Origin of the sequence: Mesorhizobium sp. STM 4661, from assembly GCF_000359125.1 — a bacterium.
In the GTDB taxonomy this organism is placed as follows: Bacteria; Pseudomonadota; Alphaproteobacteria; order Rhizobiales; family Rhizobiaceae; genus Mesorhizobium.
Map to the genome: position 1 here is coordinate 66,402 of NZ_CAAF010000065.1, position 26,395 is coordinate 92,796.

Annotated in this window: 22 protein-coding genes; 7 read left to right on the forward strand and 15 right to left on the reverse strand. The window is 62.7% G+C overall.

Features of this window, described 5'->3' with window-relative positions; genetic code table 11:
• Positions 1–3: 3 nt before the first annotated feature.
• Entirely contained in the window at positions 4–903 is a 900-nt protein-coding gene (locus MESS4_RS21680) for a LysR substrate-binding domain-containing protein (protein ID WP_006335555.1), read from the reverse strand.
• A gap of 229 nt (positions 904–1,132) precedes the next feature.
• Here MESS4_RS21680 and MESS4_RS21685 point away from each other — a divergent pair, with 229 nt between their 5' ends.
• On the forward strand, positions 1,133–1,321 hold the full coding sequence (locus MESS4_RS21685; RefSeq protein WP_006335556.1) for a hypothetical protein: 189 nt from the start codon (positions 1,133–1,135) through the stop codon (positions 1,319–1,321).
• Positions 1,322–1,464: 143 nt separating this feature from the next.
• Here MESS4_RS21685 and MESS4_RS34050 read toward each other — a convergent pair whose 3' ends face one another.
• Complete coding sequence (locus MESS4_RS34050; RefSeq protein WP_006335557.1) at positions 1,465–1,902, reverse strand: hypothetical protein; 438 nt, start codon at positions 1,900–1,902, stop codon at positions 1,465–1,467.
• A 244-nt stretch (positions 1,903–2,146) separates the two neighbouring features.
• On the opposite strand from MESS4_RS34050, the gene MESS4_RS21690 reads away from it, so the two are divergent.
• A complete protein-coding gene (locus tag MESS4_RS21690) occupies positions 2,147–3,085 on the forward strand; it encodes a GlxA family transcriptional regulator (RefSeq protein WP_348259959.1) in 939 nt (312 codons plus the stop codon).
• A 52-nt stretch (positions 3,086–3,137) separates the two neighbouring features.
• Here MESS4_RS21690 and MESS4_RS21695 read toward each other — a convergent pair whose 3' ends face one another.
• The 12 genes from MESS4_RS21695 to MESS4_RS21750 form a co-directional block, all read right to left on the reverse strand.
• Positions 3,138–3,479, reverse strand: coding sequence for a peptidase inhibitor family I36 protein (locus MESS4_RS21695; protein WP_006335560.1), 342 nt, complete (start codon positions 3,477–3,479; stop codon positions 3,138–3,140).
• A gap of 185 nt (positions 3,480–3,664) precedes the next feature.
• On the reverse strand, positions 3,665–4,513 hold the full coding sequence (locus tag MESS4_RS21700; RefSeq protein ID WP_006335561.1) for a DUF1194 domain-containing protein: 849 nt from the start codon (positions 4,511–4,513) through the stop codon (positions 3,665–3,667).
• A 125-nt stretch (positions 4,514–4,638) separates the two neighbouring features.
• A complete protein-coding gene (locus tag MESS4_RS21705) occupies positions 4,639–7,200 on the reverse strand; it encodes an FAD-dependent oxidoreductase (protein WP_006335562.1) in 2,562 nt (853 codons plus the stop codon).
• Between the two features lie 160 nt (positions 7,201–7,360).
• Entirely contained in the window at positions 7,361–8,119 is a 759-nt protein-coding gene (locus MESS4_RS21710; RefSeq protein WP_006335563.1) for an FkbM family methyltransferase, read from the reverse strand.
• A complete protein-coding gene (locus tag MESS4_RS21715) occupies positions 8,116–9,351 on the reverse strand; it encodes a hypothetical protein (protein WP_006335564.1) in 1,236 nt (411 codons plus the stop codon). Before MESS4_RS21715 ends, MESS4_RS21710 begins: the two co-directional genes overlap by 4 nt.
• A gap of 23 nt (positions 9,352–9,374) precedes the next feature.
• Positions 9,375–10,847 (reverse strand): aspartate aminotransferase family protein, encoded by a 1,473-nt coding sequence (locus MESS4_RS21720; RefSeq protein ID WP_006335565.1) that lies wholly within the window; start codon positions 10,845–10,847, stop codon positions 9,375–9,377.
• 30 nt (positions 10,848–10,877) lie between these two features.
• Positions 10,878–11,885, reverse strand: a complete 1,008-nt coding sequence (locus MESS4_RS21725) for an NAD(P)-dependent oxidoreductase (protein ID WP_006335566.1) — start codon at positions 11,883–11,885, stop codon at positions 10,878–10,880.
• Positions 11,882–12,331, reverse strand: coding sequence for an EamA family transporter (locus MESS4_RS21730; protein ID WP_006335568.1), 450 nt, complete (start codon positions 12,329–12,331; stop codon positions 11,882–11,884). Before MESS4_RS21730 ends, MESS4_RS21725 begins: the two co-directional genes overlap by 4 nt.
• 98 nt (positions 12,332–12,429) lie before the next feature.
• On the reverse strand, positions 12,430–13,809 hold the full coding sequence (locus tag MESS4_RS21735; protein WP_006335569.1) for an FAD-binding oxidoreductase: 1,380 nt from the start codon (positions 13,807–13,809) through the stop codon (positions 12,430–12,432).
• Positions 13,810–13,811: 2 nt separating this feature from the next.
• A complete protein-coding gene (locus MESS4_RS21740; protein ID WP_006335570.1) occupies positions 13,812–15,245 on the reverse strand; it encodes a UbiA family prenyltransferase in 1,434 nt (477 codons plus the stop codon).
• 253 nt (positions 15,246–15,498) lie between these two features.
• Complete coding sequence (locus MESS4_RS21745) at positions 15,499–15,762, reverse strand: hypothetical protein (protein WP_006335571.1); 264 nt, start codon at positions 15,760–15,762, stop codon at positions 15,499–15,501.
• 202 nt (positions 15,763–15,964) lie between these two features.
• Positions 15,965–18,457: a mechanosensitive ion channel family protein gene (locus tag MESS4_RS21750; RefSeq protein ID WP_006335572.1), complete on the reverse strand. Its 2,493-nt coding sequence runs from the start codon at positions 18,455–18,457 to the stop codon at positions 15,965–15,967.
• Positions 18,458–18,653: 196 nt separating this feature from the next.
• Here MESS4_RS21750 and MESS4_RS21755 point away from each other — a divergent pair, with 196 nt between their 5' ends.
• The 5 genes from MESS4_RS21755 to MESS4_RS21775 all read left to right on the forward strand — a co-directional run bounded on the left by MESS4_RS21755 (position 18,654) and on the right by MESS4_RS21775 (position 25,464).
• The gene (locus MESS4_RS21755; RefSeq protein WP_006335574.1) at positions 18,654–19,913 is read left to right on the forward strand and encodes a sarcosine oxidase subunit beta; all 1,260 of its coding nucleotides are present in this window, start codon (positions 18,654–18,656) and stop codon (positions 19,911–19,913) included.
• 89 nt (positions 19,914–20,002) lie between these two features.
• On the forward strand, positions 20,003–20,299 hold the full coding sequence (locus MESS4_RS21760) for a sarcosine oxidase subunit delta (protein WP_006335575.1): 297 nt from the start codon (positions 20,003–20,005) through the stop codon (positions 20,297–20,299).
• Positions 20,296–23,304, forward strand: coding sequence for a sarcosine oxidase subunit alpha (locus tag MESS4_RS21765; RefSeq protein ID WP_006335576.1), 3,009 nt, complete (start codon positions 20,296–20,298; stop codon positions 23,302–23,304). Before MESS4_RS21760 ends, MESS4_RS21765 begins: the two co-directional genes overlap by 4 nt.
• Positions 23,297–23,884, forward strand: a complete 588-nt coding sequence (locus tag MESS4_RS21770; protein WP_006335577.1) for a sarcosine oxidase subunit gamma — start codon at positions 23,297–23,299, stop codon at positions 23,882–23,884. Before MESS4_RS21765 ends, MESS4_RS21770 begins: the two co-directional genes overlap by 8 nt.
• A gap of 137 nt (positions 23,885–24,021) precedes the next feature.
• Positions 24,022–25,464 carry an MFS transporter gene (locus MESS4_RS21775; protein ID WP_006335578.1) on the forward strand — a complete coding sequence of 481 codons (1,443 nt, stop codon included), beginning with the start codon at positions 24,022–24,024 and terminating at the stop codon, positions 25,462–25,464.
• Positions 25,465–25,486: 22 nt separating this feature from the next.
• Here MESS4_RS21775 and MESS4_RS21780 read toward each other — a convergent pair whose 3' ends face one another.
• Positions 25,487–26,185 carry a nitroreductase gene (locus MESS4_RS21780; protein WP_006335579.1) on the reverse strand — a complete coding sequence of 233 codons (699 nt, stop codon included), beginning with the start codon at positions 26,183–26,185 and terminating at the stop codon, positions 25,487–25,489.
• Positions 26,186–26,395 lie beyond the last annotated feature (210 nt).

Below are 26,395 nucleotides of genomic sequence, written 5' to 3' on the forward strand. Positions count from 1 at the left end.
AGATCAAAATTTCCCGGTTTCCCTGAACACTTCGAAGGTCGCGCGGATATGGTCGGCGACCGCCTTGACCGGCGCGCTGGCGTCCGGCGCCACGACCATGGCGAGATTGTAGGTGCCGATATCGGGCATGCCGTCCTTCGGGCAAAGCTCGACCATATCGTTGCCGAGGAAGGATTTTGGCAACGGCGCCACCGCAAGGTCGGACATGATCGCGGCGCGCTGGCCGGCGGTATGCGCGCTCATATAGGCGATGCGGTAGTTGCGGCCCTCGCGGCCGAGCGCATCGAGCGCCCCCGCCCGCCAGGCGCAGCCTTCCTCCCACAAGGAGACCGGCAGCGGCTCGCGCAGATGCGCGCAGCCACCCTTGGCGCCGGCCCAGACGATCGGCTCGGTCAGCAGCACTTCGGCGCCGAGCGCGCTGGTCTTGTAGGAATTGGTGAGCAGCGTGATGTCGAGCGCCCGGTCGTCCATGCGCCGGCGCAGATTGCTGCTCTGGTCGATGGTGACGTCGACGGCGATCGAGGGATGCGACTGGGCAAAACGCTTCAAGACATGCGGCAGGACGCGCTCGCCATAATCGTCCGGCGAACCGAGCCGCACCACCCCGACAATGTCGGGAATGATGAATTTCGACACCACCTCGCGGTTGATCGACAGCAGCCGGCGGGCATAGCCGAGCAGCATCTCGCCATCCGTGGTCAATGTCACCGAACGTGCGTCGCGCGCGAACACCGAGCGGCCGAGAATGTCCTCCAGCTTCTTGATCTGCATGGAGACGGCCGACGGCGTGCGGAACACGGCATTGGCCGCGGTGGTGAAGCTGCCGGTCTCGGCGATCGCCACGAAAGTGCGCAGGACATCGAGATCGAGCAGTGGCAGCGGATGATTGAGTGGGGCGTTCATGGAAACCGACCTTCAATTTTTCTGATGCAAACCATCATTCCATTTCGTTTGATTGAACATCACTTTGGGAGGATAGTCAACTCCATCGAAGCAGGGCGTATCGAAAGCGGTCTTGAAACGACCATGACACGAACCTGCATTCGACACGAAATGAAGCTGAAACAAACCGGGTGTAGCGCTTTGCACATCCATTGGCCGGAAAGCCCGGCCCAACACCGAGGAGAATGAAATGTCTATCCTGTCGTCCATCGGTCGCATCGCGACCGAATTCAGCGAGGCCCGCGCCCGCTACCAGACCGAACGCGCCATCCGCGCGCTGCCGATCGAACTGCAGAAGGATATCGGCTGGCCTGAAGCCGCCGACACCAAGACCAGCACGCGCCACGGCGTCGGATCCTGGGCTGGTGGAGCGAAGTAGATCGTGTGTACCAAGTGCTGAAGGCCTGCCGCGCAACCCGTCCGGCAGGCCTTCTCTATTTATTTGCATTCAAACGAATTCAGAAGCCATGCCGCCGCTGCATGGCGCGCATGAGCAAGCCGCATAGCGGCTCAGTTTTTGAGCTAACCAACTGTAAATAATCGCAAATCCTGGGCATTCTGCCCAAATTTGTCGCATTTAGTGTCGCTTTTCATATCAAGTGCTTCGCTTTTGTCATTTAGTTTCCCCTCACGTAAGCCTATATGACCACCAGCAAACGAGCTGCCCCACTCCATCAAGCGAAGGCGACCCGTCTGAGCAACCGAATGGAGATGATCATGAAGCTTTTTGCCCGCCTTTTCGCTCGCCGTGAAATGAACCTGACGACCGCGCTCGAGCGCCAGCGCCTTGCCAATACCATGCCCGGCCAGACCGGCGCCATGGCTGCCGCGCGCCTCGGCTTCGTCGCCTGAAATAGCGACTCCCAAGCGGCGCTCCCTGCCGTCGCTTCGAAGTTGATTCCAGCGCCGCTTCGGTTTTGCCGAGGCGGCGTTTTCGTTTGCGCCGACCACATCCTGCACGTCTGCTCAATCCGGCAGCATGTTGGCTCCGTGGCTGCACGGCGATTGCCCATTTGCGACCCATGTCGCAAATATAGTCTTGCCGTTGCACCCTAGCCAATTGACAGGAAAGGTTTTTCCTGATGTCAGCTATGCTGATCGCGACATCCTGTTCGCGCCATTGCAGCGTGAGGGTTCCCCTGTGAACGTCGTAAAGCATCCGATCAGACGATCGTTTGTATTCTTCCTGGTCCCCGATTTCACCATGATCGCCTTTGCAACGGCGCTCGATCCGTTGCGCTCGGCCAACCGCATGCTCGGCTACGAGGCCTACCGCTGGCGTCTCGCCAGCATCGACGGCAAGCCGGTGCGCGCCTCGAACGGTGTCGAATGCGCCGTCAACACCTCGCTCGAGGAAGAGCGCAAGAAGATGTCCGGACCGGACCGGCCGTCGATGGCGATCGTCTGCAGCGGTATCAATGTCGAGCGCTACCAGAACAAGTCGGCCTTCGCCTGGCTGCGCGAGGAATACAACCGGGGCGTTGCCGTCGGCGGCCTGTGCACCGGAGCGCATATATTGGCGGCCGCCGGCCTATTGTCCAACAAGCGCTGCGCCATCCATTGGGAAAATCTGCCCGGCTTCTCCGAGGCCTTCCCGAAAGCCAATGTCTTTGCCGACCTCTTCGAGATCGACCAGAATGTCTATACCTGCGCCGGCGGCACCGCGGCGCTCGACATGATTCTGAAGCTGATCGGCGACGATTTCGACGACAACCTCGTCAACCGCGTGTGCGAGCAGGTGCTGACCGACCGCGTGCGCAGCCCGACCGACCGCCAGCGCCTGCCGCTGCGCGCGCGCCTTGGTGTGCAGAATTCCAAAGTGCTCACCATCATCGAGCTGATGGAAGCCAACCTTTCCGAGCCGCTGTCGCTGATCGAGATCGCCGACCATGTCGACCTGTCGCGCCGTCAGATCGAGCGTCTGTTCCGCACCGAGATGGGCCGGTCCCCTGCCCGCTACTATCTGGAGATCCGGCTCGACCGGGCTCGGCACTTGCTGATCCAGTCGTCGCTGCCGGTGGTCGAGGTGGCGGTCGCTTGCGGCTTCGTCTCGGCCTCGCATTTCTCCAAATGCTATCGCGAACTCTATGCGCGCTCGCCGCAGCAGGAGCGTGTCGACCGCAAGCAATTGCTGGCGGCCTGAGGTCGCGTCGCGGATAAGACTGGCAACCCGATACGACCGGCCATCGACGATCTCAATATCGGGCGCAATAGCATTCGGCAGACGAGATGCGGTCATTCCAGCCAGCGCGCTGGAGATCGCGGAGCCCGCGATTGATTTCGATAGATCTGCCCCCCATCCTTGAATCTTGATAGGCGACAAGCGTACAGCCCCTGCGCACCATCACCGAAGAGATCCGATCGTTCCAGAACTGGCCGTTGCGAAAATCGACCCTGTCATCAGGACTCATCTCCAGTGAGCGCCCGCGAAAATTCGTATCTTCAAACATGACGCAGGCAGGCTCTTCGAAATAGGCGCTCGCGCTGCCGACACAAAGCGCCGACGCGACAGCCGTCAGGGTCACAAGATTTTTCATACAAATATTTCCTCCCTGGCTGCGTTGCGCAGCTTGTTGGCACGGCGCACGCAAGTTTGCCATCGCGCCGGGCAAGGAGGCAAGTCTGGACCGGTTCCGGTTCTCTCGGTACCGTAACATGCTCTAACTATTTGTTTTGCCGCATTTATGCGGACGCCAATGATTCCATTTGGCTGAAAAATGCTCTAGCGGCTGTCGAACATCCAGCTTCGGTCGCGCCACATTTTTTCGCCGATCTGGCAATCGGTGACCGGTCTGTCCTGCGCCAGCACCACCGGCGGGTGCGCCGCTTCGTCCGCCGCCCATTGCGGCGAGTCGGGTCCGGCAAGCTCGAGCACCAGCTTGCGGCGGATCGCTTCGGGAAACTGCGTCCAGTCATTGACCGGGATCATGAACGCGCCAGGCCCGCCGATGACGCAGTCGGTGTAGTAACGGTCGAGATCATTGACATCGTAGACGCTGGTGAAGCCGCTTCTGGTCATCAGCGGCAGGCCATTGATGGTGATGCCTTGCTTGACCAGCTCGTCGCGGGTGATGTTGACGGGAGCACCCTGATTGTTGGGGCCGTCGCCCGAAACATCGATGACACGCTTGATGCCTTGAAAGCCGCTCTCGGCGAAGAGGTCGCTGGAGAATTCCAGGACGCCGGAAATCGACGTGCGCCGGGCGCTGTTCGGCGGCCGGGCGGAAAGCTGTTCGACCACCCGCTCGGCGTCGGCGCGGTTGGCGATCACCGTCCACGGCACGATGACGTGCTGCCATGTCGTACCGGCCCATTCGACATAAGTGACGGCGATCTTGCCATGGACGCCATCGGCGATGGCCTGCAGCACGTCGTCATGCGTCAGCGCCGCCGCATAGCCGCGACGCTGGATCTCGAGTTCGTCTGGCGACATGGACAGCGAAACATCGACGGCCAGCACCAGCTCGATGTCGACGGGCTCCGCGGCGACAGCTCGTGAGCTAAGCCCAACAAGGAACGCCAGCGCGGCGGCGCTCGAAAGCAACTGTCCTGCATGGCCAAGAGCAGACATGACGCCACGTTAAGCGAGAATCGTCCGCCGACAAAGAGAAAAGCCCGACCAAAGGTTGGGTGCATCCACTCACATCTTGCGAGTCCGTTCCTCTGCTCTTCGCGGAACGATCGGACAATTCGCACTCAACTGCGCGGCTTGAGGTTCTCCGGGTCGTAGAGCGGTCTGTAGCCGACAGCGGCCACTTCGACCGGATAGGTCTCGCCGAAATATTCGACATTGAGTCCGCGGCCTTCCTGGCAATACGCCCAAGGCAGATAGGCGAGCCCGATGTTCTTGCCGATGGTCGGACCATAGGCGATTGAGGTCGTGAAGGACCGGCGGCCGAGTTCGTCGACCAGCGTCTCGCCGGTTTGTGGGTCCATCACCGGCATCGTGCCGACGGGATAGCGGGCAACACCTTTGGAATCGACATTGTTCGTCATCACCAGCGTGCACAGCATCGCCGGCTGGTGTTCACGGGCGCGGTACTCCACATGCCTGGCCTTGCCGCAGAAATCGTTCTCCTTGACCTTGGGTCGGGCAAGATCTGCCTCCAGCAGATTGTACTCGGTCAAGAGATCGGCGTTCTGCAGCCGCAGGCTCTTTTCCATGCGGCGCGTGTTGGCATAGGTTTCGACACCAAAAGGCATCACGCCAGTTGAGCGCAGCGCATCCCAGACGGCGAGCCCATCTTCGTAGCGCATATGCAGCTCCCAGCCCTGCTCGCCGACATAGGAGATGCGGAAAGCGGTCACATCCTTGCCGGCGATCCTGACGGGCTTGATCGCGGCAAAGGAGAAATTTTCCGGCGACAACCCGTCCGGATTTTCGACCACTTTCTGCAGCGTCGCCCGGGCGTTCGGACCCCAGATGCCGACGGTGACGTACTTCTCGGTCACATCGGTGATGGTGACATCAAAACCTTTGTCCTGCGCGGTGCGGCGCATGTACTGGAAGTCGCGCGGCCCGGCGTCGGCGCCATCGATCACGCGACAGCGGTCGGCCATGCGGATCACCGTAAAGTCGGCGCGCACCATGCCCTCCTCGTCGAGGAAGTGGGTGTAGATGCCCTTGCCGATATTGTTGTCGCCGCCGATCTTGGCCGCGCACAGCCATTCCAGCAGCGCGACATGGTCCGGCCCTTCGACGTCATACATGGCGAAATGCGAGAGGTTGACGATGCCGCAATCCTCGCTCATGGCGAGGTGCTCGGCATTGGAGACGCGCCAGAAATGGCGGTTGTCCCACTCATTCTCGCGCACCGGCACGCGGTTGCCGTATTTCTCGAGCAGGTGCTCGTTGGCGGCATAGCCATGCGCGCGTTCCCAGCCGCCCAATTCCATGAAGTAGCCGCCGAGTTCCTTCTCGCGCTCCCAGAACGGAGAGCGCCTGATGTTGCGGCCCTTCGAAAAAGGTTCGCGCGGATGCACCGCCGGATTGTAGACCTTCATCGCCGTCTCGGTGCAGCGATCCCAGATGAACTGCTCCTTCGTCTGGTGCGGATAGAAGCGCGAATAGTCGATGGCGTGATGGTCGATCGACGTGCGGCCGTCCGTCATCCAGTCGGCGATCAGCTTACCCATGCCGGGACCGTCCTTGACCCAGATGGCGACGGCATACCACAGGCCCCGCACCTTCTGGCTCTCACCCATGGACGGGCCGCCATCCGCCGTCACCTGCAGCAGACCGTTGAAGGAGTGGCTTTCGTTGTAGCCGAGTTCGCCGAGGATCGGCGTCAGCTCCATGGCCCGCTCGAGCGGCGCCAGGATCTGCTCCATGTCGAGGTCGCGCTGCGAAGGCGAAAGCCGGGCCTGGTCCTTTTCCAGGAGGTCGCGCGGATGGCAAAGGCGCGGATTGGTCTCTTCGTAATAACCCCATTCGATCTGTCCGCCCTCGGCGGTCTTGGGATCGCCGGTGTCGCGCATATAGGCGGAGTTGCCCTGGTCGCGCAGCAGCGGCCAGCCGATCTCCTTGCCGGTGCCGGCGAACTCGGTGTACGGCCCGAAGAAGGTGAGTGGATGGTCGATCGGCATGACAGGCAGGTCCTCGCCAACCATCTCGGCGGTCAACCGGCCCCAAATGCCCGTGCAGACCACCACGTAATCGGCTTTGATCGTGCCGCGGTCGGTCACCACGCCCTTGATGCGGCCGTCCTCGACGATGAGCGACCTCGCCGCCGTATTGGCGAATGATTTGAGCTTGCCCGTGGCCTCTGCCTGATCAACCAGCTTGCCGGCGACAGTCTGCGAGCGCGGGATGACCAGGCCGGCGTCGGGATCCCACAGACCGCCCTGCACCATCTCTTCTTCGATCAGCGGGAATTTTTCCTTGATCTCGGCAGGTTCGATCAAACGCGCGCGCGTGCCGAAGGATTTGGCCGAGGCGATCTTGCGCTTGATCTCTTCCATGCGGCTGTCGTCGCCGACGCGGGCGACCTCAAGGCCGCCGATACGCGCATAGTGGCCCATCTTTTCGTAGAAATCGACGGAATAGAGCGTCGTCCAGCAGGACAGGAAATCATGGCTGGTCGTGTAGCAGAAGTCGGAAGCGTGCGCGGTCGAGCCGATGTCGGTCGGGATGCCCGATTTATCGATGCCGACAATATCGTCCCAGCCGCGCTCGATCAGGTGATGCGCGATCGACGCGCCGACAATCCCGCCCAGGCCGACGATGACCACCTTCGCCTTTTCCGGAAACCCTGCCATTGCCCGCGACTCCAAAGTGGTAAAGCGGGCACCCGGCGCCCGTTTGATCGGCGCACAATATGCAGGCGACGGCCGTCCCGCTACCGCCTGTTTGCGACACGCCACAGGTGCGGCGCGACCCGATAAAGTCAGGTGCTTTCGAGGAGCCCGGAGCTATCCTTCAGGCGAAGGCCCAGACGTCCTCGGCTTGGAAGCCGAGCTGGTAGCCGGCGGTCTTCAGCTTGACCACGACCTGGCCGATCTCGGCCGCCGGCAACGCACCGACCTCGACCTTGATCATGCCGGGACGATAGCGCTCGAGATCGAGCTGTTCGAAGACGATCCAGTCGGCGCCTTCGCAATCGACGAGGAAGGCGTCGATATGGGTGATGCCGTTGCGGTCGAGCAGCGTCTGCAGCGTTTCCGACGGCACTTCGATATCCCTGAGGTGCGGCGCGAATTTGTTGAAGTTGGCGTCGGTCTCACCCCAGGCATTCTTGCCCGACATGAGATTGGTATCGGTCACCGACGAGCAGCCGATGAATTCGATCGGCAGCGCGCCGGCCTCAAGTGCGGCGGCATCGAAGGTGTGGACCGTGATCGTGCCCTTGGTCCTGGTCACCGCCACCGGCTCGATGATAAAACGCTCCGTATCGGGATAGTTGGCGCGCAACCGCTTCTGGTTGTACGGGATCGGCTCGACCAGCACGGCGCGAGCGTGCGGGATGCGCTGCAGCCACGGTGTCACGTCATCGAACAGCGCGCCATCGCAGGCACCGACATTGACCATCTGGAACGGCCTTTTTGCCCTACTGAGGCGCGCTTTCAGCGCGGCCTTCGCCAGGAACTTCGTACCGCGCAGCGACGGCCCGCGGTCGAGGACGCCGGTGGGGAGGCCGAGCGACAGGGCGACGCGCGCCAGGCTGGAAACGGAGCTCATCGCTTATCTCCAGGAATGACGTGCAATGCCGCGGCACGACGCCCATTGATGCTGGCCGACGCCCACAACGCCATGAATGGCCCGGCGAGCAGCAGGAAGGGCGGGATCAGGTTGGGAAAGTAGATGCGGGTGTCGTGGATCGGGAAGACGGTGAATTTCGCCAGCACGCCGAGCACGAGCGCCCCAAACAGGATACCGGTACGACGGTCGAGCTTGAAGCCGGCGCGGCTCGACGCATACCAACCCGCCAGCGCCAGCACCGAGACGCCGACCCAACTGTTCAGGCTGATGGCGCGAACAAAGGAAGCGGCAAAAGCCTTGAGGTAGGCGACAACCGAGAATGGCGGATCGAAGCCGTCCATATTGTAGCGCTGCTCGATCGAGGAAAACCACAGATGCGGCCACCAGCCGGGATGCTGCGCCCAGTGCGATATGGCGAAATAGGCGACGAGCGAGGCGGCGAAGCCGGCCAGCGCACCCCACGCCTTCTGCCGGAAGACCAATAGCAGCATGGCAAAAATAGCAAGGAAAACAATATTGTCCGGCCGCGCCATGAAAGCGAGGAAGAGCAGGATCGCGGTGGCCACTTCACTGCCGCGCGTATAGGCAAAGAGCCCGCCGAGGAACAGCGCCGAGCACAGGAGATCGGGCGTCGATGCCCGTGCCGCGTCGCCGAAATCGGCCATGATCAGCACCGCGCCGAGAACCGGCGCCAATGCCAGCGCGCCTTCTGAGCGCAACCAGAGCAGCGCGATCGCGCCAAACAACAGCACCGAGAACACCTGTAACAGCCGCATCGCCTCGACCGGCGACATCACCGAGCTCATCGTCGACAGGATCTCGGCGTAGAGGAACTTGATCCGGTACATGCCGAGCAGCGAATGGAAGTCGGCGGCATTCCCTGCCATATGGCTGCGGAAGCCGCCGCCATCGTCGATCAGCGCCTTGTAGTCGCCCGCCGACAATTCGGCCTTGACAGTGCCATAGGCATAGTCATGCAGTGCCTGCGCATCGGGATAGGTGCTCTCCTCGGCGATCGCGAGATAAGGCAGCATGTCCCAGTTGGCGTCGGGCGTGAACCACGCCGTCATCGCCGTCAACAGGATGTAGAAAGCGAAGGCCGCCGCCCCGATCGGCGCGGCTAGGCGCGCATAGGTTCCCTCGCCCCACGCCAGACCGGCCCCGGTGAGCCGGTCGAGCAGGTTTGTCGGAGCGGGAGACCTGGTCAGCATGGGTTTCGCTCAGCGGACATCATTCAGCGGACTTGGCTTTTGACGAAGTCCTTCACGATCGACACGATGCCGCGCGCCAACAGGCTGTCGAGGGCCTCGACGAAGCGGTCGACATGTTCGCGCTGGCAGATCAGCGGCGGTTCGAGACGGATGACGTTGCGGTTGTATTCGGTGAAGGCGACGAGCACGTCATAGTCGCGCAGCAGCAGCGCTCCGACGAAGCCGGACAGCGACCCCTTCAGCTTGTCGTCGAGCACGCTGACGACGGGGCGCAGCACCATCGGCAAGGTCTGCGAAAAGTCGTGGAACTCCAGCCCGACCATAAGACCCTTGCCGCGCACATCCTTGATGATCTTCGGGTATTTTTCCCTGAGCGCCTGCAGGCGTTGCAGCAGGTAATCGCCGGTGACGGCGGCATTGTCGATCAGCCCCTCGTCATAGAGCACGTTGAGCGCCTCGATCGACGTGACGCAGGCCTCGCCCATGCCGCCGAAGGTGGCCATGGCATGGATCATCGCCGTTTTCGGCGTGCCATAGGCCTTCATGTAGATCTCGCGCCGGGCGATCATGGCGCCGACAGCCGCCTTGCCGCCGCCGAGCGACTTGGCCAGCGCCGTCACATCGGGAATGACGCCGTAATGCTCGAAGGCGTAGAAGCGGCCGGAGCGGCCATAGCCGCACTGCACTTCGTCGGCCACCCACAGCACGCCATACTGGTCGCACAGCGCGCGCAACTTCCGCCAGTATTCGGCCGGCGCCTGGATGATGCCGCCGCCGCCCTGGATGGTTTCGAGCACGATGACGCCGATCTCGGGATCGGCGCGGAAGGCGCGCTCGACCGCCTCGATATCGGCGAAGGGAATGCGCACCACATTGTCGGCGACCTTGAAGTCGGCGCGGTAGAGCTGACCGTCGGTGATCGCCAGCACGCCCTTGGTCTTGCCGTGGAAGGAATTCTCGGCATAGACGACCTTCGGCCGCTTGGGGCCGGCGGCGCGCTCGGCGAGCTTCACCGCCGCTTCCATGGCTTCCGAGCCGGACGAGCCGAGGAACACCATATCGAGGTCGCCGGGCGAGCATTTGGCGATGTTGTGCGCCAGGGCCGCCGCATATTGCGACATGAAGGCGATGGCGATCTCCTGCCGCTTCTCCTCCTGGAATTTGCGGCGCGCCTCGATGATGCGCGGATGGTTGTGGCCGAAGGCCAATGAACCGAAGCCACCGAAGAAATCGAGGATCTTGCGGCCGTTCTGGTCGATGTAGAACATGCCTTCGGCGCGCTCGATCTTGATCTTGTGAAAGCCGAGCAGCTTCATGAAATGCAATTGGCCGGGATTGAGATGCGCCTTGAACAGGTCGGTCATCCGCGCCACATCCATGGCCTTCGCCTGTTCGACGCTGATCAGGTCTGGCTTGGCGATAGTCTCCGGCGAAAGGGCCGGTGCGCTCACCACTGTGCGCGCTTTTGTGTGTTCCGGCTTGGCCATCACTGTCATCTCAAAAAATCCTTTGTTCGGCAGGCGCTGTTATTCAGCGGGCACATGTTTGGCGGCGACGGCATGGCCGTCCTTCTTGGCGCGGTATTCGCTGTAGGCGGCGATCAGCATGTCCTCGTCGCGATATTGCGGCACCCAGCCAAGCTGGCGCTCGGCCTTGGATACATCCAGCACGCATTCCTCGTCGGCAATCAGATATTGTTCCGGATCCATGATTGGCAGGTTGAGCAAGTCGAGCAGGTCGAGCGTGCGCTTGACCGCCCAGCCCGGTGTCGGGATCAGGATCGACTTCGAGCCGGCATGCTTGATCAGGTCGCCGAGCAATTTCTTCACCGGCGGCGGGTTGAGCGAGCCCAGATTATAGGCCTCATCAGGCACACCGGCCTTCCAGGCGGCGCGCGCGGCCTCGGCGCAGTCGAACACCGAGATGAACTGATAGGGATTTCTGCCCGAGCCAATCATCGGCACCGGAAAATTCCAGTCGATCAGCTTGAACAGTTTTTCGAGAATGCCGAGCCGGCCGGGGCCGATGATGAGGCGCGGCCGAAACAGCGAGATCGACATGCCGCGCTTGCGCCATTCGGCGGCCAGTTCCTCGGTCTTCTGCTTCGACCAGCCATATTCGCCGAGCGGCGCGACCGGGTGCTCCTCGGTCATCGGCTGCGTCACCGTGTGGCCGTAGATCATGTCGGTCGTGTAGTGGACGAGCCTCGGAGCGCCGGCCTTGTCCATCGCCTGCATGATGTGCTCGGTGCCATGGAAATTCACCGGGAAGAAGAACTCATGCCGCTTGGCGCGCACCTGGATCGGCGACAGCATTTTGGCCGACAGATTGTAGACCATGTCGTCGGCCTTCAGCCCCACCGAAGCGACCGAGGCCGGATCGGTGACATCGCATTTGACATAGCGGACCGAGCGGTAGTGCGGCAGATCGCTTTTGGCGATGTCGGCGACGACCACATCCTCGCCGTCGGCAAGAAGCTTTGGGGCCAGATGGCGGCCGACGAAACCGTCGCCGCCGAAAATCACATGTCTCATCGAACGATCTCGTTTGTGTGAATCTTGTCGGAGGAGATGGAAGCTGTCTGGTCCTCATGCTCTCGACCGCCCAAATCTCGACCACTCTGCGCGATCAGCACCGTGCCGACGCAAATGAAGGCGATGCCGGCGATGCGCCAGGCGTTGAGATCTTCGCGGAAGATGAAATAGGCGAAGATCGCAACCGCGACATAGGCAAGGCTGAGGAACGGGTAAGCGAAACTGAGCTCGACCTTGGACAGCACATAGAGGTGCGAGGCCATCGAGACGACGAAGGTGCACAGGCCGAGGAACACCCACGGGCTGAACACGATCTGCAACAGCTTGAGCAGCGGATTGACGCCCTCGAAGGAAACCGGACCGAGCGACATCATGCCTTGTTTCAGCATGAGCTGCGCGGCGGCGTTGGTCATGACCGTGAACAGAATGAATACGATATATTTCATGTTCTTCCCACCAACCCTTCAGCCGTCCTATTACAAACCTGCAAATATTTCGTGAAGTAATAAGAACGTTTCCGGTAAACCTTGATAGTATCCATTCACTAACGACGAATTATTCGAATTTTATCTATTTCCGCGGCTTCGGCGACGTCCCCTTGTTCTTCGAGCTGTTTCGCCGTTCGGGCCCAGAAACTCGACATGAAGGCAGCGTCGCGGATCGCTTCGAGGCGCTGCCATTCCGGAAACGACGCGGCAAAGATGTCGGCGCCCATCCGGGCGTCCTTGTAGGGATTGACCGCGCCGCCGGCTTCGACGGTGATGCGGTCCAGCTCCTTCAGCAGCGCCAGCGTCGCCTGACCACGGTTCGGAAAATCCAGCGTCAGCGTGAAACCCGGCCGCGGGAACGACAGCAGTGCCGGTGAGCGGATTTTGCCGAAGCGCTTCAGGACCGTGAGGAACGAGCCCTGCCCTGCCCGCTTGGCCGCCGCGAGCAATTCCGGCACGACCTGACCCGCAACATTTTCCGGCACCACGCTCTGGTGCTGGAAAAGCCCGTTCGGTCCATAGAGGCGGTTCCAATTGCCGACACCGTCGAGCGGAAAGAAGAACCCCTGATAACCGACATGGCGCGGCGCCGTGGACCGGCGTTTCTTCCACCTATAGGCAGCGTTGAAAACCGTCAGGAACGGCCGGTTGAGCACGTTGAACGGCGGCTGGAAGGGCACCGAAAGAGTGCCGCCGGCGCGTGAGGCCGCATGCGAGCCATGCTCGGCATGATTGCCGGTGAACAGCAGCCCGCGGCCGCTGCGATGGCCGCCGGCAAGCTGATCGATCCAGGCGACGGCATATTCGTTGGCCAGGTCGGCCGCTTCGGCAAGCTCGAAGAATTCGCCGAGGTTGCGGAATGGCGTCGCCTTCTCGACGATGTCGAGCGATGGCACCCGCATCAGCCGGATCGATACGGACAGGATTAGTCCGGTCAACCCCATGCCGCCGATCGTCGCTCGAAACAGCCGTGCATTGTCGGTGGCCGAGCAATGATAGGTCTGCCCGTCGGACTTGAGCAGAGACAAGGATTCGACATGGCAGCCGAAGGTGCCGCGCCGATGATGGTTCTTGCCATGGACGTCATTGGCAATGGCGCCGCCGAGCGTGACGAACTGGGTGCCCGGAACGACCGCCGGAAAGAAGCCAAAGGGCGCCGCATGGGCGATGATGTCGGACAGAAGTGCGCCGGACTCGGCTTCGATCACGCCGGTTTCGGCATTGAAGGCGCGGATTCGGGCCAGCGGCCGCATGTCGACAATCGTGCCCGCCTCATTCTGGCAAGAATCGCCATAGGATCGACCATTGCCATAGGCGAGCAAGGCGCCTTTCTTGGCTTTGCGCTGCTTCAGCAGCGCGATACCGTCACCCGCCGAAATCACATTGGGTGCCGGCGGCGTGGCGAGGCCAAAGCTCTGATACGGCTCCCCGACCATATCTACAGGCTTCCAACGACCAGCAGCACGGCGCCGATGAGCACGACGATCTGGCTACGCCAGTCGCGGATGATGAAGACGACCGGATCGTCATGCATCTCGTCGCGGCGGGCGAGTATCCAGACGCGAATGGTCAAATAGAGCACGATCGGCGCCAGCGGCCAGACCAGCCAGGGATTCGGATAGAGTTCGCGCACCGCGGCGCTGTCCATATAGAGCGCCAGCACCAGTGCCGAGGAAAAGGCCGAGGCCATTCCCGCCTGGGCGACGATCTCCTGGTCCTCGGTGCGGTAGCCGCGGCCGGCAATGCGCTCACCAGCCGGAATGGCGGTGGTGCGCAACTCGACAAAACGCTTCACCAGCGCCAGCGACAGGAAGAAGAAGATCGAGAAGGCGAGCAGCCAGAACGAAACATCGACGCCGGTCGCCGCCGCGCCCGCCAGGACGCGGATCGTGTAGAGGCCGGCCAGCGTCAGCACGTCGACCAGAAGCATGCGCTTGAAGGACAGCGAATAGGCCGTGGTGATGACCATGTAGCCGAAAAGCACCCCGAGGAATTCCCACCGCAGCAGGCATGCCGCACCGATGCCGATTGCCAGCAGCAGCGCCATCGAACCGAGGCCGAACGGGATCGACAACGCGCCGCTGGCGAATGGCCGGTTGCGCTTGGTCGGGTGTTTGCGGTCGAGCGCGAGATCGAAGAAATCGTTGAGGATGTAGATGGCCGAGGCCACCGCGCTGAACGAGACGAAGGCCAGCAGGCATTCCCAGATCATGTCGGAGTTGAAGTATTCGTGCGACAGCACCATCGGCACCGCGATCAATGAGTTTTTCAACCACTGATGGACGCGCAGCATCTTGACGATGGTTCTGAATGTCGGTTTCGGCGCCGGCATCATTTCGGCGCAGTGCATGGCCTGCCAGCGCGCGGCGTGGCGGTCGGGCGCGACAACGATCGCCGTGCGCGCGGCGTCGAACACCTGGAGGTCGTGCCGGCTGTTGCCGGCATAGTCGAAGCCGCCATCACCATAGGCGGCAACAAGCGAGGCACGCTTTCTGCCGGATGTCATGTTGTGCGGACCATCGGTCGCCAGCACGCGATCGAAAATCCCGAGATGCGCGGCGATCGCCTCGGCGAATTTGCGCGGCGTGCCGGTCGCCAGCACAACCTGGCGGCCCTCGCCATGTTCGGTGCGAAGGCGCTGCAGCAGCACCTCGCGATAAGGCAGCGATGCGGGATCGATGTCGATGCGTTGGGCGATAGCCTGCTTCAACCGCGCCGGCCCGCCGGCGAGCCAGAACGGCACGAGAAAAATGTAGAGGGGGTTCTTCTTGAGAAGGATGAACAGCCCTTCCCACAACAGGTCCGTCGCGATCAGCGTGCCGTCGAGATCGACCGCAAGCGGGATTGCGTTCCTGTCAGACCGCGCGTCCATTTTTCGTTGCCCTGCCTGGCGCATGATCCCGAAAACTCTGGTTTTCGGAAGGGGTCATGCGCGGATCCAAAAACCGCGCGCCGTGCCTCGGCGTCTTCGGTCCGGATATAGCGGGGAACAGCGTAACGAACGTTAAAACGCCCGGCCTGGTCCAGTCCGCGTGACGGAATTCCCGTTCATCGTTAAGGTTCGATGACCCGAAACGATAAAAGGCCGGGCATTTTGCCCGGCCTTCCAAAGACAAGCCGTCAAATTACTTGATGCGGGCGACGCCACCCGAGATTTCGACCGTTTCCGAACCGGTCAGCGCCTCGAGGTCGCCGTTCGGTAAGGTGACGAAACAGCCATTCGGGCAGAATTCCACGGTTTCGCCGGCGGCCAGCGCCAGCTCAGTCTTGCCGCCGCCTTCGGTCACGATCAGCGTGCGGGTCTCGGCGTCCTTGTTGACCGCGCTGGCTGCAAAAGCCGAACCACCCACGGCAAGAAAAGCAATGGCGGCAACGACAGACTTCCACATTTGCAATATCGGTGTTTCCACACCGCCTCTGGTTACATTTTTGCAAGGCATTCTCGCCCTTTGCATGTGAGCTTATATGACATGCAAGCTGAACAGCAACTGAATGCCGCATTCATGCCGCAATTGCTTTCGCTGCTCCAACCTACGCTCCAAAGGCGTGTTGAGAGCCGGATCAGCCCGGCCCCCTGAATCTCGACAAGCGCTAGTTGGGATCCGGCTTGCGCGCTTTGCGCCCGGCCTTGGCCAGGCGCTGCGCTTCGGCAGCGGCTTCGGCCTTCGCCTGCTCCTGTGCGGCGAATTCGACCTCGATCTTGTCGTCGTCGATCGGCCATGCCTCATGCTTCTGGGTCTCGACGACGGCGCGCGGTTGCGACGGAATCTCGATATGCTCGCGGTCGAATCTATCGAGGACGGCGAAGCGGATGTCGTTTTGCACGATGGCGCCGTTCAGCACATCGGCGAGAAACACGCGGATTTCGAATTCAAGCGCGGCCAGCCCGAAATTGGTAAACAGCACGAAGGGTTCGGGATTCTTCAGCACCAGCGGATGGCTGCGTGCGATCTCCAGCAGGATGTCATGAACCTGCTTGACGTCGCTGCCATAGGCGACACCCACCTTGACGTCGACACGGCCGAGCTTGTTGCGATGCGTCCAGTTGCCGACCGCATTGTTGATCAGGTTCGAATTGGGCAGGATCACCGATTGGCGCTGGAACGTCTCGATCTCGGTGGCGCGCACGCTGATCTTCTTGACAGTGCCGCTGATATCGCCGGCGACGATCCAGTCGCCGACCTTGAATGGCCTTTCCGCCAGCAGGATCAGGCCCGAGACGAAGTTGGAGACGACGTTCTGCAGACCGAAGCCAATGCCCAGCGAAAGGGCGCCGGCGACGAGCGCGAGATTGGAGAGATCGATACCCGCCGCCGAGACGCCGACGAGGGCGGCAAGTGCCACGCCGGCATAGCCGACGGCCAGGCGGATCGAGTTGCGCACGCCGGTGTCGACCTTGCCGCGCGCCATGACCGAGCCGTCGAGCCAGCCCTGGAACCAGCGCGTCAGGAAATAGCCGATGATGAAGACGACGATGCCGGTGAGGATGCCGGTGACCGAGATCGTCACCGAGCCGATGTTGATGCCGGTGGCCAGCCTGTAGGCCCAGGCCTGGATGTCGCCGGGCTGAAAGCCCCACATCAGCAGGATCAGCGGCAGGAACACCAGCACGATCATGACATTGATGGCGATGCTGACGACCAGGCCGAGCTGGTCGAGGGCTGCATCCTCATAGCTGGAATTGGCCGACAGCCAGCGCCCGATCGACGTGCCGGCGAAACCGCCTTCCTCGCCGATCTCTCGTGCCGAAAGGAAGCCTATATAGGCGGTGACCAGGATCGTGCCGGTGACGACGACCTGTAGCGAGACGAAAATGGCAAGGCCGATATAGCCGAACAGCGCCGCCGCGATGGTGAAAAGACCGAGCGCTATGGCCGTGTAACGCAGCCACGCCGGCCAGGGACGCCAGCTTCCATCGGGCGACTTGAACGGTCTCAGCAACGCCATCAGGATCAGGATAACGCCGACGATGATCGTGGCGACAAAGCTTCTGGCGATGGTCAGCGACAGCGGCGAGCCCATCTTGTCGTTGACGACCGACAGGAAATTGTTGAAGCCGATGACCACAGCCATGGCTGTGGTCAGCCGCACCAGCCAGCGTGCCGGACCTGTTTCGACGGGTATCAAGCGCCAGTTCGGCAGCCGCGGCTCAAGCGCCGCATTGGTCATCCGGTTGACGCAGAACACCACCGCGATGACGGCAGCCAGCGCGTTGAGGAAAACGCCAATGTCGCCGCGCAACACATTGTAATAGTTGAAAAAGAAAACCGTCGAAGCCAGGAAGGCGCCGACCGCCAGCGTCGGCAGCAATGTCGACCAGAACGCCACCGACAGCCGGCTGAGATAGGACGGATCCTCGATGGAAGGGTCCGCTTCGAAGATACGTCCAAAAAGCCGCCGGCCGCCGACAAAGAGCACGGCGGCGAGCGCAAGCGCCATCAAGGTCGCCGCCAGCATCGCCTGGAACTTGAACTTTAGGGCGAAGCCCAGCCAGGACGACACTGCTTTGTAAAGATTGGCGTATTCATCCTGGGCGTCTGAGAACACCTGAGGGCTCAGCGCGTCGGACAGTTCATATCGTTTGGTCAGCACATTGCGGAAAAGCTCGCTGCGCGTGTTGCCGATCTTCTCGATCAGACCATTGATACGGATCGACAGATTCTGTGCGCCGGCGATGACGGCGTTGATCTCGGCCTTTTCGGACGCCAGGGCCCCGCGCTCGCTGCTGACGATCTCGGGTTCTGGCGGCTGACCCTCGGCCGGCGGCGCGCCCAGCACCTCGACACGGTTGTTGATGTCGGAGAGACGCGAGCGAAACGCCAGGGCGCTGGTCAGTGCGGCCCGCGACATCTCCTCCAGTTGCAGGCGGATATCGACGAGGCCGGCGTCGTCCGTGGCCTCTTGCGATACTTTCTTCTCGAGATCGTCGGTCTTCGCCGTCAGATCCTGGATCGCCTTCTGCTGCTCCGCGATCAGCACGGCGGAGCCCTGGCCGATCGCCTGCGCCATCGCGTCGAACGACGACGGCGCCGACACGGCGACAAGCGCAACGATCAGAACCAGGCGGAGCAATCTGAAGAACATGATCTGTTGGCGACTCGCGAACGGCAAAGCAGTTCTGAAAACGCATCCTTGATAAAGACGCTCATATCATGGGGCAAGCCATAGCGCCCGCCGCGTTTTCGGAGTCGGCCAGTCGAAAAGCGATGGCGCAATATTGGCTTTGCGCTGGTGGCCTGCTCTATAGTCTGCCGCATCGCACGCAACGGATGACAAAAGAATGGCGGAATATTCGGCGTTTTCGCTTCTCAAAAACGCACTCACCGGCAACAAGGACTGGAAGCCGGCCTGGCGCAAGTCGGACCCGAAGGCATCCTATGACGTGATCGTCATCGGCGGCGGCGGCCATGGTCTGTCGACCGCCTATTATCTCGCCAAGGAGCACGGCATCACCAATGTCGCGGTGCTGGAGAAGGGCTGGCTTGGATCGGGCAATGTCGGCCGCAACACGACGGCCGTACGCTCCAACTATCTGCTGCCCGCCAACACGCGCTTCTACGAACATTCGATGAAGCTGTGGGAGAACCTCTCGCACGATCTCAACTACAATGTCATGTTCTCGCAGCGCGGCTGCCTGAACCTCGCGCACACGCCCGGCCAGTTCGATGATCTTGCCCGGCGCGGCAATGCCATGCGCCATCTCGGCGTCGACGCCGAACTGATGACGACGGCCGAGATCGCGCGCCTGGTACCGACGCTCGACGTCTCGGGTTCGGCGCGCTTCCCGATTGTCGGCGGCCTGATGCAGCGGCGCGCCGGCACGGCCCGCCACGATGCGGTCGCCTGGGGCTACGCGCGCGGCGCCGATCGCCGCGGCGTCGACATCGTCGAGAATTGCGAGGTCACCGGCTTCCTGCGCGATGGCGACCGCATCACAGGCGTCTCGACCACGCGCGGCGAGATCCGCGCCAAGAAGGTGGCGCTCGCCGTTGCCGGCAGCACCGGGCGCGTCATGCAGCTTGCCGGCATCGAGACGATGCCGATCGAGAGCCATGTGCTGCAAGCCTTCGTGACGGAATCGCTGAAGCCGATCATCGACACGATCCTGACCTTCGGCATGGGTCACTTCTACATCTCGCAGTCGGACAAGGGCGGCCTGGTCTATGGCGGCGACCTCGACGGCTACAACAGCTATGCCCAGCGCGGCAGCCTGCCGATCGTCGACGAGGTGATGAGCGAGATGCTGGCGCTGTTCCCCGGCCTCGCCCGTGTCCGCATGCTGCGCTCCTGGGGCGGCGTCTGCGACATGTCGATGGACGGTTCGCCGATCATCACCACCGGCCCGCTGCCGGGCATGTATCTCAATTGCGGCTGGTGCTATGGCGGCTTCAAGGCGACGCCGGCCTCCGGCTGGTGCTTTGCCTGGACCATCGCCAAGGACGAGCCGCACGAGTTCAATGCACCCTTCACGCTCGACCGTTTCTACCGCGGCCTGGTGATCGACGACAAAGGCCAGGGCGCAACGCCTCGGCTACATTAGACCATGATCCCGAACCGAAGGACCGCGCTAGCGAAAAGTGGAAACCGGTTTTCGGAAAAGATCGTGGTTAAACAAAAAGATAGAATGAAATGCTGATCACCTGTCCTTACTGCGGCCCGCGCGACGTCATCGAGTTCACCTATCAGGGCGACGGCAACCGCGAGCGCCCCCAACCCGCCTCGCAGAATCTCGACGCCTGGAACGCCTATGTCTACGACCGGCTGAACCCGGCCGGTGACCACAACGAGATCTGGCAGCATTCCGGCGGTTGCCGCGCCCATCTGAGGGTCGTGCGCAACACGCTGACGCACGAGATCTCCAGCACCGCCTTTGCCCGCGGCGGCCACAAATCCACTGCGCGGCACAAGGCGGAGGGCAAATCATGAGCCCGCGCCGCACCGATGCCGGCGGCCGGATCGACCGGCTGCGCACCATACGCTTCACCTTCGACGGCGCGTCCTATACCGGCCATGCCGGCGATACGCTCGCTTCGGCCCTGCTGGCCAATGGCGTCACCCTGTTCGGACGCTCGTTCAAATATCACCGTCCGCGCGGCGTGCTGACATCTGGCGTCGAGGAGCCGAACGCCCTGGTGACGGTGCTGCGCGGCGAGGTTCGCGAGCCCAACATCGCCGCGACCATGATCGAGATCCATGACGGGCTGACGGCCGTCAGCCAGAACCGCTTCCCGTCGCTTGCCTGGGACGTCAGCGCCATCAACCAGCTTGGCGGCAAGCTCCTGTCGGCCGGTTTCTACTACAAGACCTTCATGGGACCGGTGTTCGGCCCGCTGAAGGGCACGCGCTTCTGGATGTTCTGCGAGCATTTCATCCGCCGTGCCGCCGGTCTTGGCCGCGCCGGGACCGCTCCCGACACGGCGCGCTACGAGCGCATGAACGCCTTCTGCGACGTGCTGGTGGTCGGTTCCGGCCCGGCCGGGCTGATGGCCGCCAAGGCCGCGGCCGATCAAGGCGCACGCGTCATCCTCGCCGAGCTCGAGCCGCATTTCGGTGGTTCGGCCAACTGGTCGGGCGAGGTGATCGACGACATGCCCGGGGCGGATTGGGCGGCTCGGGCCGCCGGCCAGCTCGAAGGCCATGACAATGTCCGCCTGCTGCCGCGCACCACGGTCTGGGGCTATTATGACGGCAACACGCTGGCCGCGCTCGAACGGGTCACCGACCACAAGGAAAACCCCGGCAAGGGCGAGCCGCGCCATCGCTACTGGGCGATCCGCGCCAAGACGGTGGTGCTGGCCACCGGCTCCTTCGAGCGGCCCCTGGTGTTCCCGGGCAACGACCGGCCGGGCGTGATGCTGGCCTATGCCGGAGAACGCTATGCCAACGAGTATGGCGTGCTGCCGGGCGACAGGATTGCGCTGTTCACCAACAATGACAGCGCCTATCGCGCAGCCCTGGCGTTGAAGAAGGCAGGAGCTGCGATCGTCGCCATTATCGACGTGCGCCCGGAGCTGTCGAGCGAGATGCGCAAGCTCGCCGGTGAAGCGGAGGCCGAGATCCTTTCCGGCCACGCCGTGGTCGCCACCGAAGGCGGCAAGGCGCTGTCCGGCCTCAAGGTGCAGCGCTTTGATATGGTGAGCGGCGCGCTGACCGGCGATGCACGCAGCATCCATGCCGATTGCCTGCTGATGTCGGGCGGCTGGTCGCCGACCATACATCTGGCCAGCCAGGCCGGCGCCAGGGCGGAATGGAATGCCGCCAGACAGGCCTTCCTGCCACCCAGGCCGACGCAGCGCTGGCCAACTCAACAATGGATTGGCGCCGGCGCCTTCACCGGCAGCTTCTCCACCGCCGAGGCCATCGCCGAAGGCCGCGCCGCCGGTCTTTCAGCCGCCGGAGCGGCAGGCGCGCTGTCGGCCTTGCCTTCCGTGGAGGCCGCGCCCGGCGATCCCGATCCGGCGCCAGTGTTCGAGATCAGAGCCAAGGGGAAAAGCTTTGTCGATTTCCAGCACGACGTGACGGCGGAGGATGTGCGGCTGGCGCATCGCGAAGGCTTCGTCTCGGTCGAGCATCTGAAGCGCTACACCACGCTCGGCATGGCGACCGACCAGGGCAAGATCTCCAACATTCCCGGCCTCGCCATCATGGCCGAGGCGCTCGGCAAGCCGATCCCGGAGGTCGGCACGACACGCTTTCGCCCACCCTTTTCGGCCGTGTCGATCGGCTCGCTGGCCGCGGAACGCTTCGGCGACATCAAGCCCGAGCGGCTGACGCCGATGCATGACTGGCACATCGCCAATGGCGCGACCATGTATTCGGCCGGTCTCTGGTATCGCCCGATGATCTATGGCCACGCCGGCGAAACGATCGAGCAGGCCTATGTGCGCGAAGCCAAGGCGACGCGCGAAAGCGCCGGCATCGTCGATGTCTCGACACTGGGCAAGATTGCGGTGCAGGGTCCGGACGCGGCCGAGTTCCTCGATCGGGTCTACACCAACATGTTCTCGACGCTGGCCGTCGGCAAGGCACGCTATGGGCTGATGCTGCGCGAGGACGGCCTTGCTTTCGACGACGGCACCACCTGGCGGCTCGGCGAACAGGACTTCCTGATGACCACCACCACCGCCAATGCCGGCAAGGTGATGCAGCATCTGGAATATTTCCTGGACGTGATCTGGCCTGAGTTGAAGGTCCATGTCACCTCGGTGACCGACGAATGGGCGGGTGCCGCCATCGGCGGGCCGAAGGCCAGGCCAATTCTTGCTGCTTGCGTCACCGGCACCGCCGTCGACAACGCGGCATTGCCCTTCATGGGCATCGTGCGCGGCAAGATATCGGGCGTGCCTGTCATGATCTGCCGGCTCTCCTTCTCCGGCGAAATGGCCTTCGAGGTCTATTGCGGCGCCGGTTACGGCACCCATGTCTGGGAAGCGCTGATCGAGGCCGGCAAGCCGTTCGGGCTGGTCGCCTACGGGCTCGAGGCGCTTGGCACGATGCGCATCGAAAAGGGCCATGTCACCGGCGCCGAGATCGACGGCCGCACCACGGCACGCGATCTGCATCTCGACTGGATGCTGTCCAAGAAGAAGCCCTTCATCGGCTCGGCGATGATGGATCGCGAAGGCCTGATCGCGCCCGACCGGCTGGAACTCGTCGGCCTGATTGCGCTCGACAACCGGCCGCTCAACGGCGGCGCGCATGTCGTGGAAGTGCTCGACGAAGCCAATCCGCACGATTCCATCGGCCACATCACGGCCTGCTGTTATTCGCCGGCGCTCGGCAAGCACATCGCGCTGGCGCTGGTCAAGGGCGGCAAGGCAAGGCACGGCTCGCGAGCCTTTGTCTCCGATCCGCTGCGCAACCGGTTCGGGCCGATCGAGATCGTCTCCAACCACTTCTACGATCCGGACGGGAGCCGCATGCATGGTTGAGCGCCAATCACCGCTTGAGCCGGTGCTGCAGGCCGGCTCGCACGGCAATTTCGAGCATGGCGTGGACATTATCCTGTCCGAAACGCAGCCGGGATCGATCGTGCAGCTCGCTGCTTGGCCGGGCGAGGAGAGGAGGCTGATATCGGGCATCCGCACGGTCACCGGCCTTGCCTTGCCCGATGGCGCCGGCGGCGGCAGCACTGACGGCGTCAAGTCGGTATTCGGCTTTGCGCCGGGAAAATTCACCGTCGTCGATGAGGCGGAAGGCCTGGCCTCGGCCTTTGCCGGTGTCGTCACCCCGGCGATTGGCACGGTGACCGACCTGTCGCACGGCCGCACCGCGATCCGCATTGCCGGACCTAAGGCCGAATGGGTGCTGGCGAAATTCTTCGCCATCGACTTCGCCCTGCCGGCCTTCCCGGTCGGCGCCGGTCGTTCGACCGTGCATCATGATGTCTTCGCGCAGATCCAGCGCACCGGCGCAGACCAGTTCGACATCTATGTGTTCCGCTCGTTCGCGCGGTCGTTCTGGAAGGCGCTCTGCCATGCCAGCGAGGAAGTCGGCTACGAGGTGCAATAACACTCTCCCAGCCGCTTGGCACTATGGACTGACACAACTGCTGCTTGAGCCCGGGCCAGCAGGGAGGATAGATAGGAATCACGGGCCCTTGTCGGGGCAAGCGCCCGTTCAGGCAACCGGTTCGACAATATCCTTCCATGACCGCGGAGACTTCGGCGACAGCCACAACCCGCTTTGCCCCGGCGGGCGAGGCGTCGATGCTTTTGCCGGCGACGGTCGCCTGCGGCGTCTTCATGACCAGCCTCGACCAGAATGTCGTGGTGACCGCCCTGCCCGGCATCGGCGAAAGCCTTGCCCGGCCACCGAGCCAGCTTGGCTTGCTGATCACTGTCTATGTCGCGAGCCTGATCATTTCGATGCCGGTTGGCGGCTGGGCCGCGGACCGCTTCGGCCTGCGCAACGTCTACTGTTTCGCCTTGCTCGTCTTCGCCGTGGCCTCGGCGCTGTGCGGCCTGTCCAGCGACCTCTGGACGCTGGTCGCCTCGCGCGCCTTGCAAGGCTTCGGCGGCGCGCTGATGGGAACGCTCGGCCAGGTCGTCATCCTCTCGAGCTTTCCGCGCGACCGCACGCTCAGGATCAACATGTACATTTCGCTGGCCGGCCAGTCGGGGCCACTGGTCGGCCCGCTGGTCGGCGGCGCGCTCACCACCTACGTTTCCTGGCGCTGGATCTTCTTCATCAACGTCCCGTTCGCACTGACGGCCGCGCTGCTAGCGGCCTCGCTGTTCCCAACCACAACCAAGCCGGTTCGCACCTCATTCGACTTTCCGGGTTTTTTGCTCGTCGGCATCGGCATGGCGCTGCTCGTCTTCGGCATGGATTCGCTTGCCGCCAGGGATGCCACCGGCGGCATCATCGCCGGCGAACTCGGGCTCGCCATCGCCATCCTTGCCGTGGCCGCCTTCTATTGCCTGCGCGCCCGCAATCCGCTGCTCGACCTCAATCTGCTGCGCATCCGCACGTTCCGCATCAGCTTCCTGACCGGTGGCGGTCTCGACACGATCGGCCTCAGCTCGGTCGTCTTCCTGCTGCCGCTGATGTTCCAGCTTGGTTTCGGCATGAGCGCCGTGCAGGCGGGATCGCTGACCTTCGTCGCCGCGATCGGCTCGCTGCTGATGCGCTTCTTCATGCCGCGCGTCTTGAACCGTTTCGGCTTCCGGCGCGTGCTGATCTTCAACACGCCGGTTGCCGCTTGCCTGGTCGCCGGCTTTGCCTTGATGCAGGAGAGCGCTCCGACCTGGATCGTGCTCGCCTACATCTTCGTCTTCGGCATGTTCCGTTCGGTGCAATGGGCCTCGACCGGCAACCTCTCCTATTCGGACATCGCGCCCGAGCAGCTGTCCCGCTTCAGCGCGCTCTATTACATATTATGGCAGCTTGCGGTGGCGATCAGCGTCGGCCTCGCGGCCGCGCTGCTGTCGCTTCTGGCCGGCGGCGGCCATGCGAGCATCAACGATTTCCGCGTCCTGTTCGTCATCGAAGGCCTGATCACGCTGTGCGCGCTGTTCGCCTATCTCAAGCTGACGCCGCAGGACGGTGCTCACGTCAGCGGCCATGGCGCGCCGGTCAATACCGAATAAGCAACCGAACCCGAAGGCCGCCTCACTTGGCGAACGTCACCCACTCCTCGAGCGGCGCGCGGTCGGTGCGGAACTCGTTTTCGGGCTTGGACGTGTCCTCGTGGCCAAGCGCCATGCCGCAGACGACGATCTCCTCGTCGGGAATGTCGAGCACCGGCCTGATCTGCCGGTGATAGGGCGCGAAGGCTGCCTGCGGGCAGGTGTGCAGGCCCCGGCCCCGCGCCGCCACCATGATGTTCTGCAGGAACATGCCGTAGTCGATCCACGACCCCTTGTTCAGCCGCCGGTCGACGGTGAAGATCATGCCCACCGGCGCGTCGAAGAAGACGAAGTTGCGGTCGTGCTGCGCGCGCATCTTGTCGACCTCGCGCCGGCCGATACCGAGCACGCCGTAGAGGCCGAAGCCATTCGCCCGACGCCTTGTGAGATAGGGTTCGAAGAACTGGTCGGGATAGTAGCGGTATTCGTCCCAGTCAGCCTTTTCGGCGCGGACGCCGGAATTGAGGATGGCGTCGGTAATCCGCTGCTTGACCTCGCCCTTGGTCACATAGACCCGCCAAGGCTGCATGTTGGTGCCCGAAGGCGCACGCGCCGCGACGGCCAGAATGGCGCGGATCGTGTCGTCGTCGACCATATCGGGCAGGAATGCTCGTACCGAACGGCGCGAAGTGATCGCCTCGTCGACGATCGCCGTCGCAATCCGGGTATTGTCTTCCAGCATGGGCCGTCCCTTAACGCCAGATACCGACGGACGCCCCCACTCGCCGTTCGCGGCCGAGCCTTTGCATGAACCGTCAAAATGGCGCAAGCGTTTCTTGTGACCCCATGAAAATCCCCTTGATTTTTTCACAGACTTGACCTCTCATGAAATTTGTCACGCATTTTTCACCAAGAGCAATTTTTCATCGAGACCTGGCTTTGCCCTCAACCG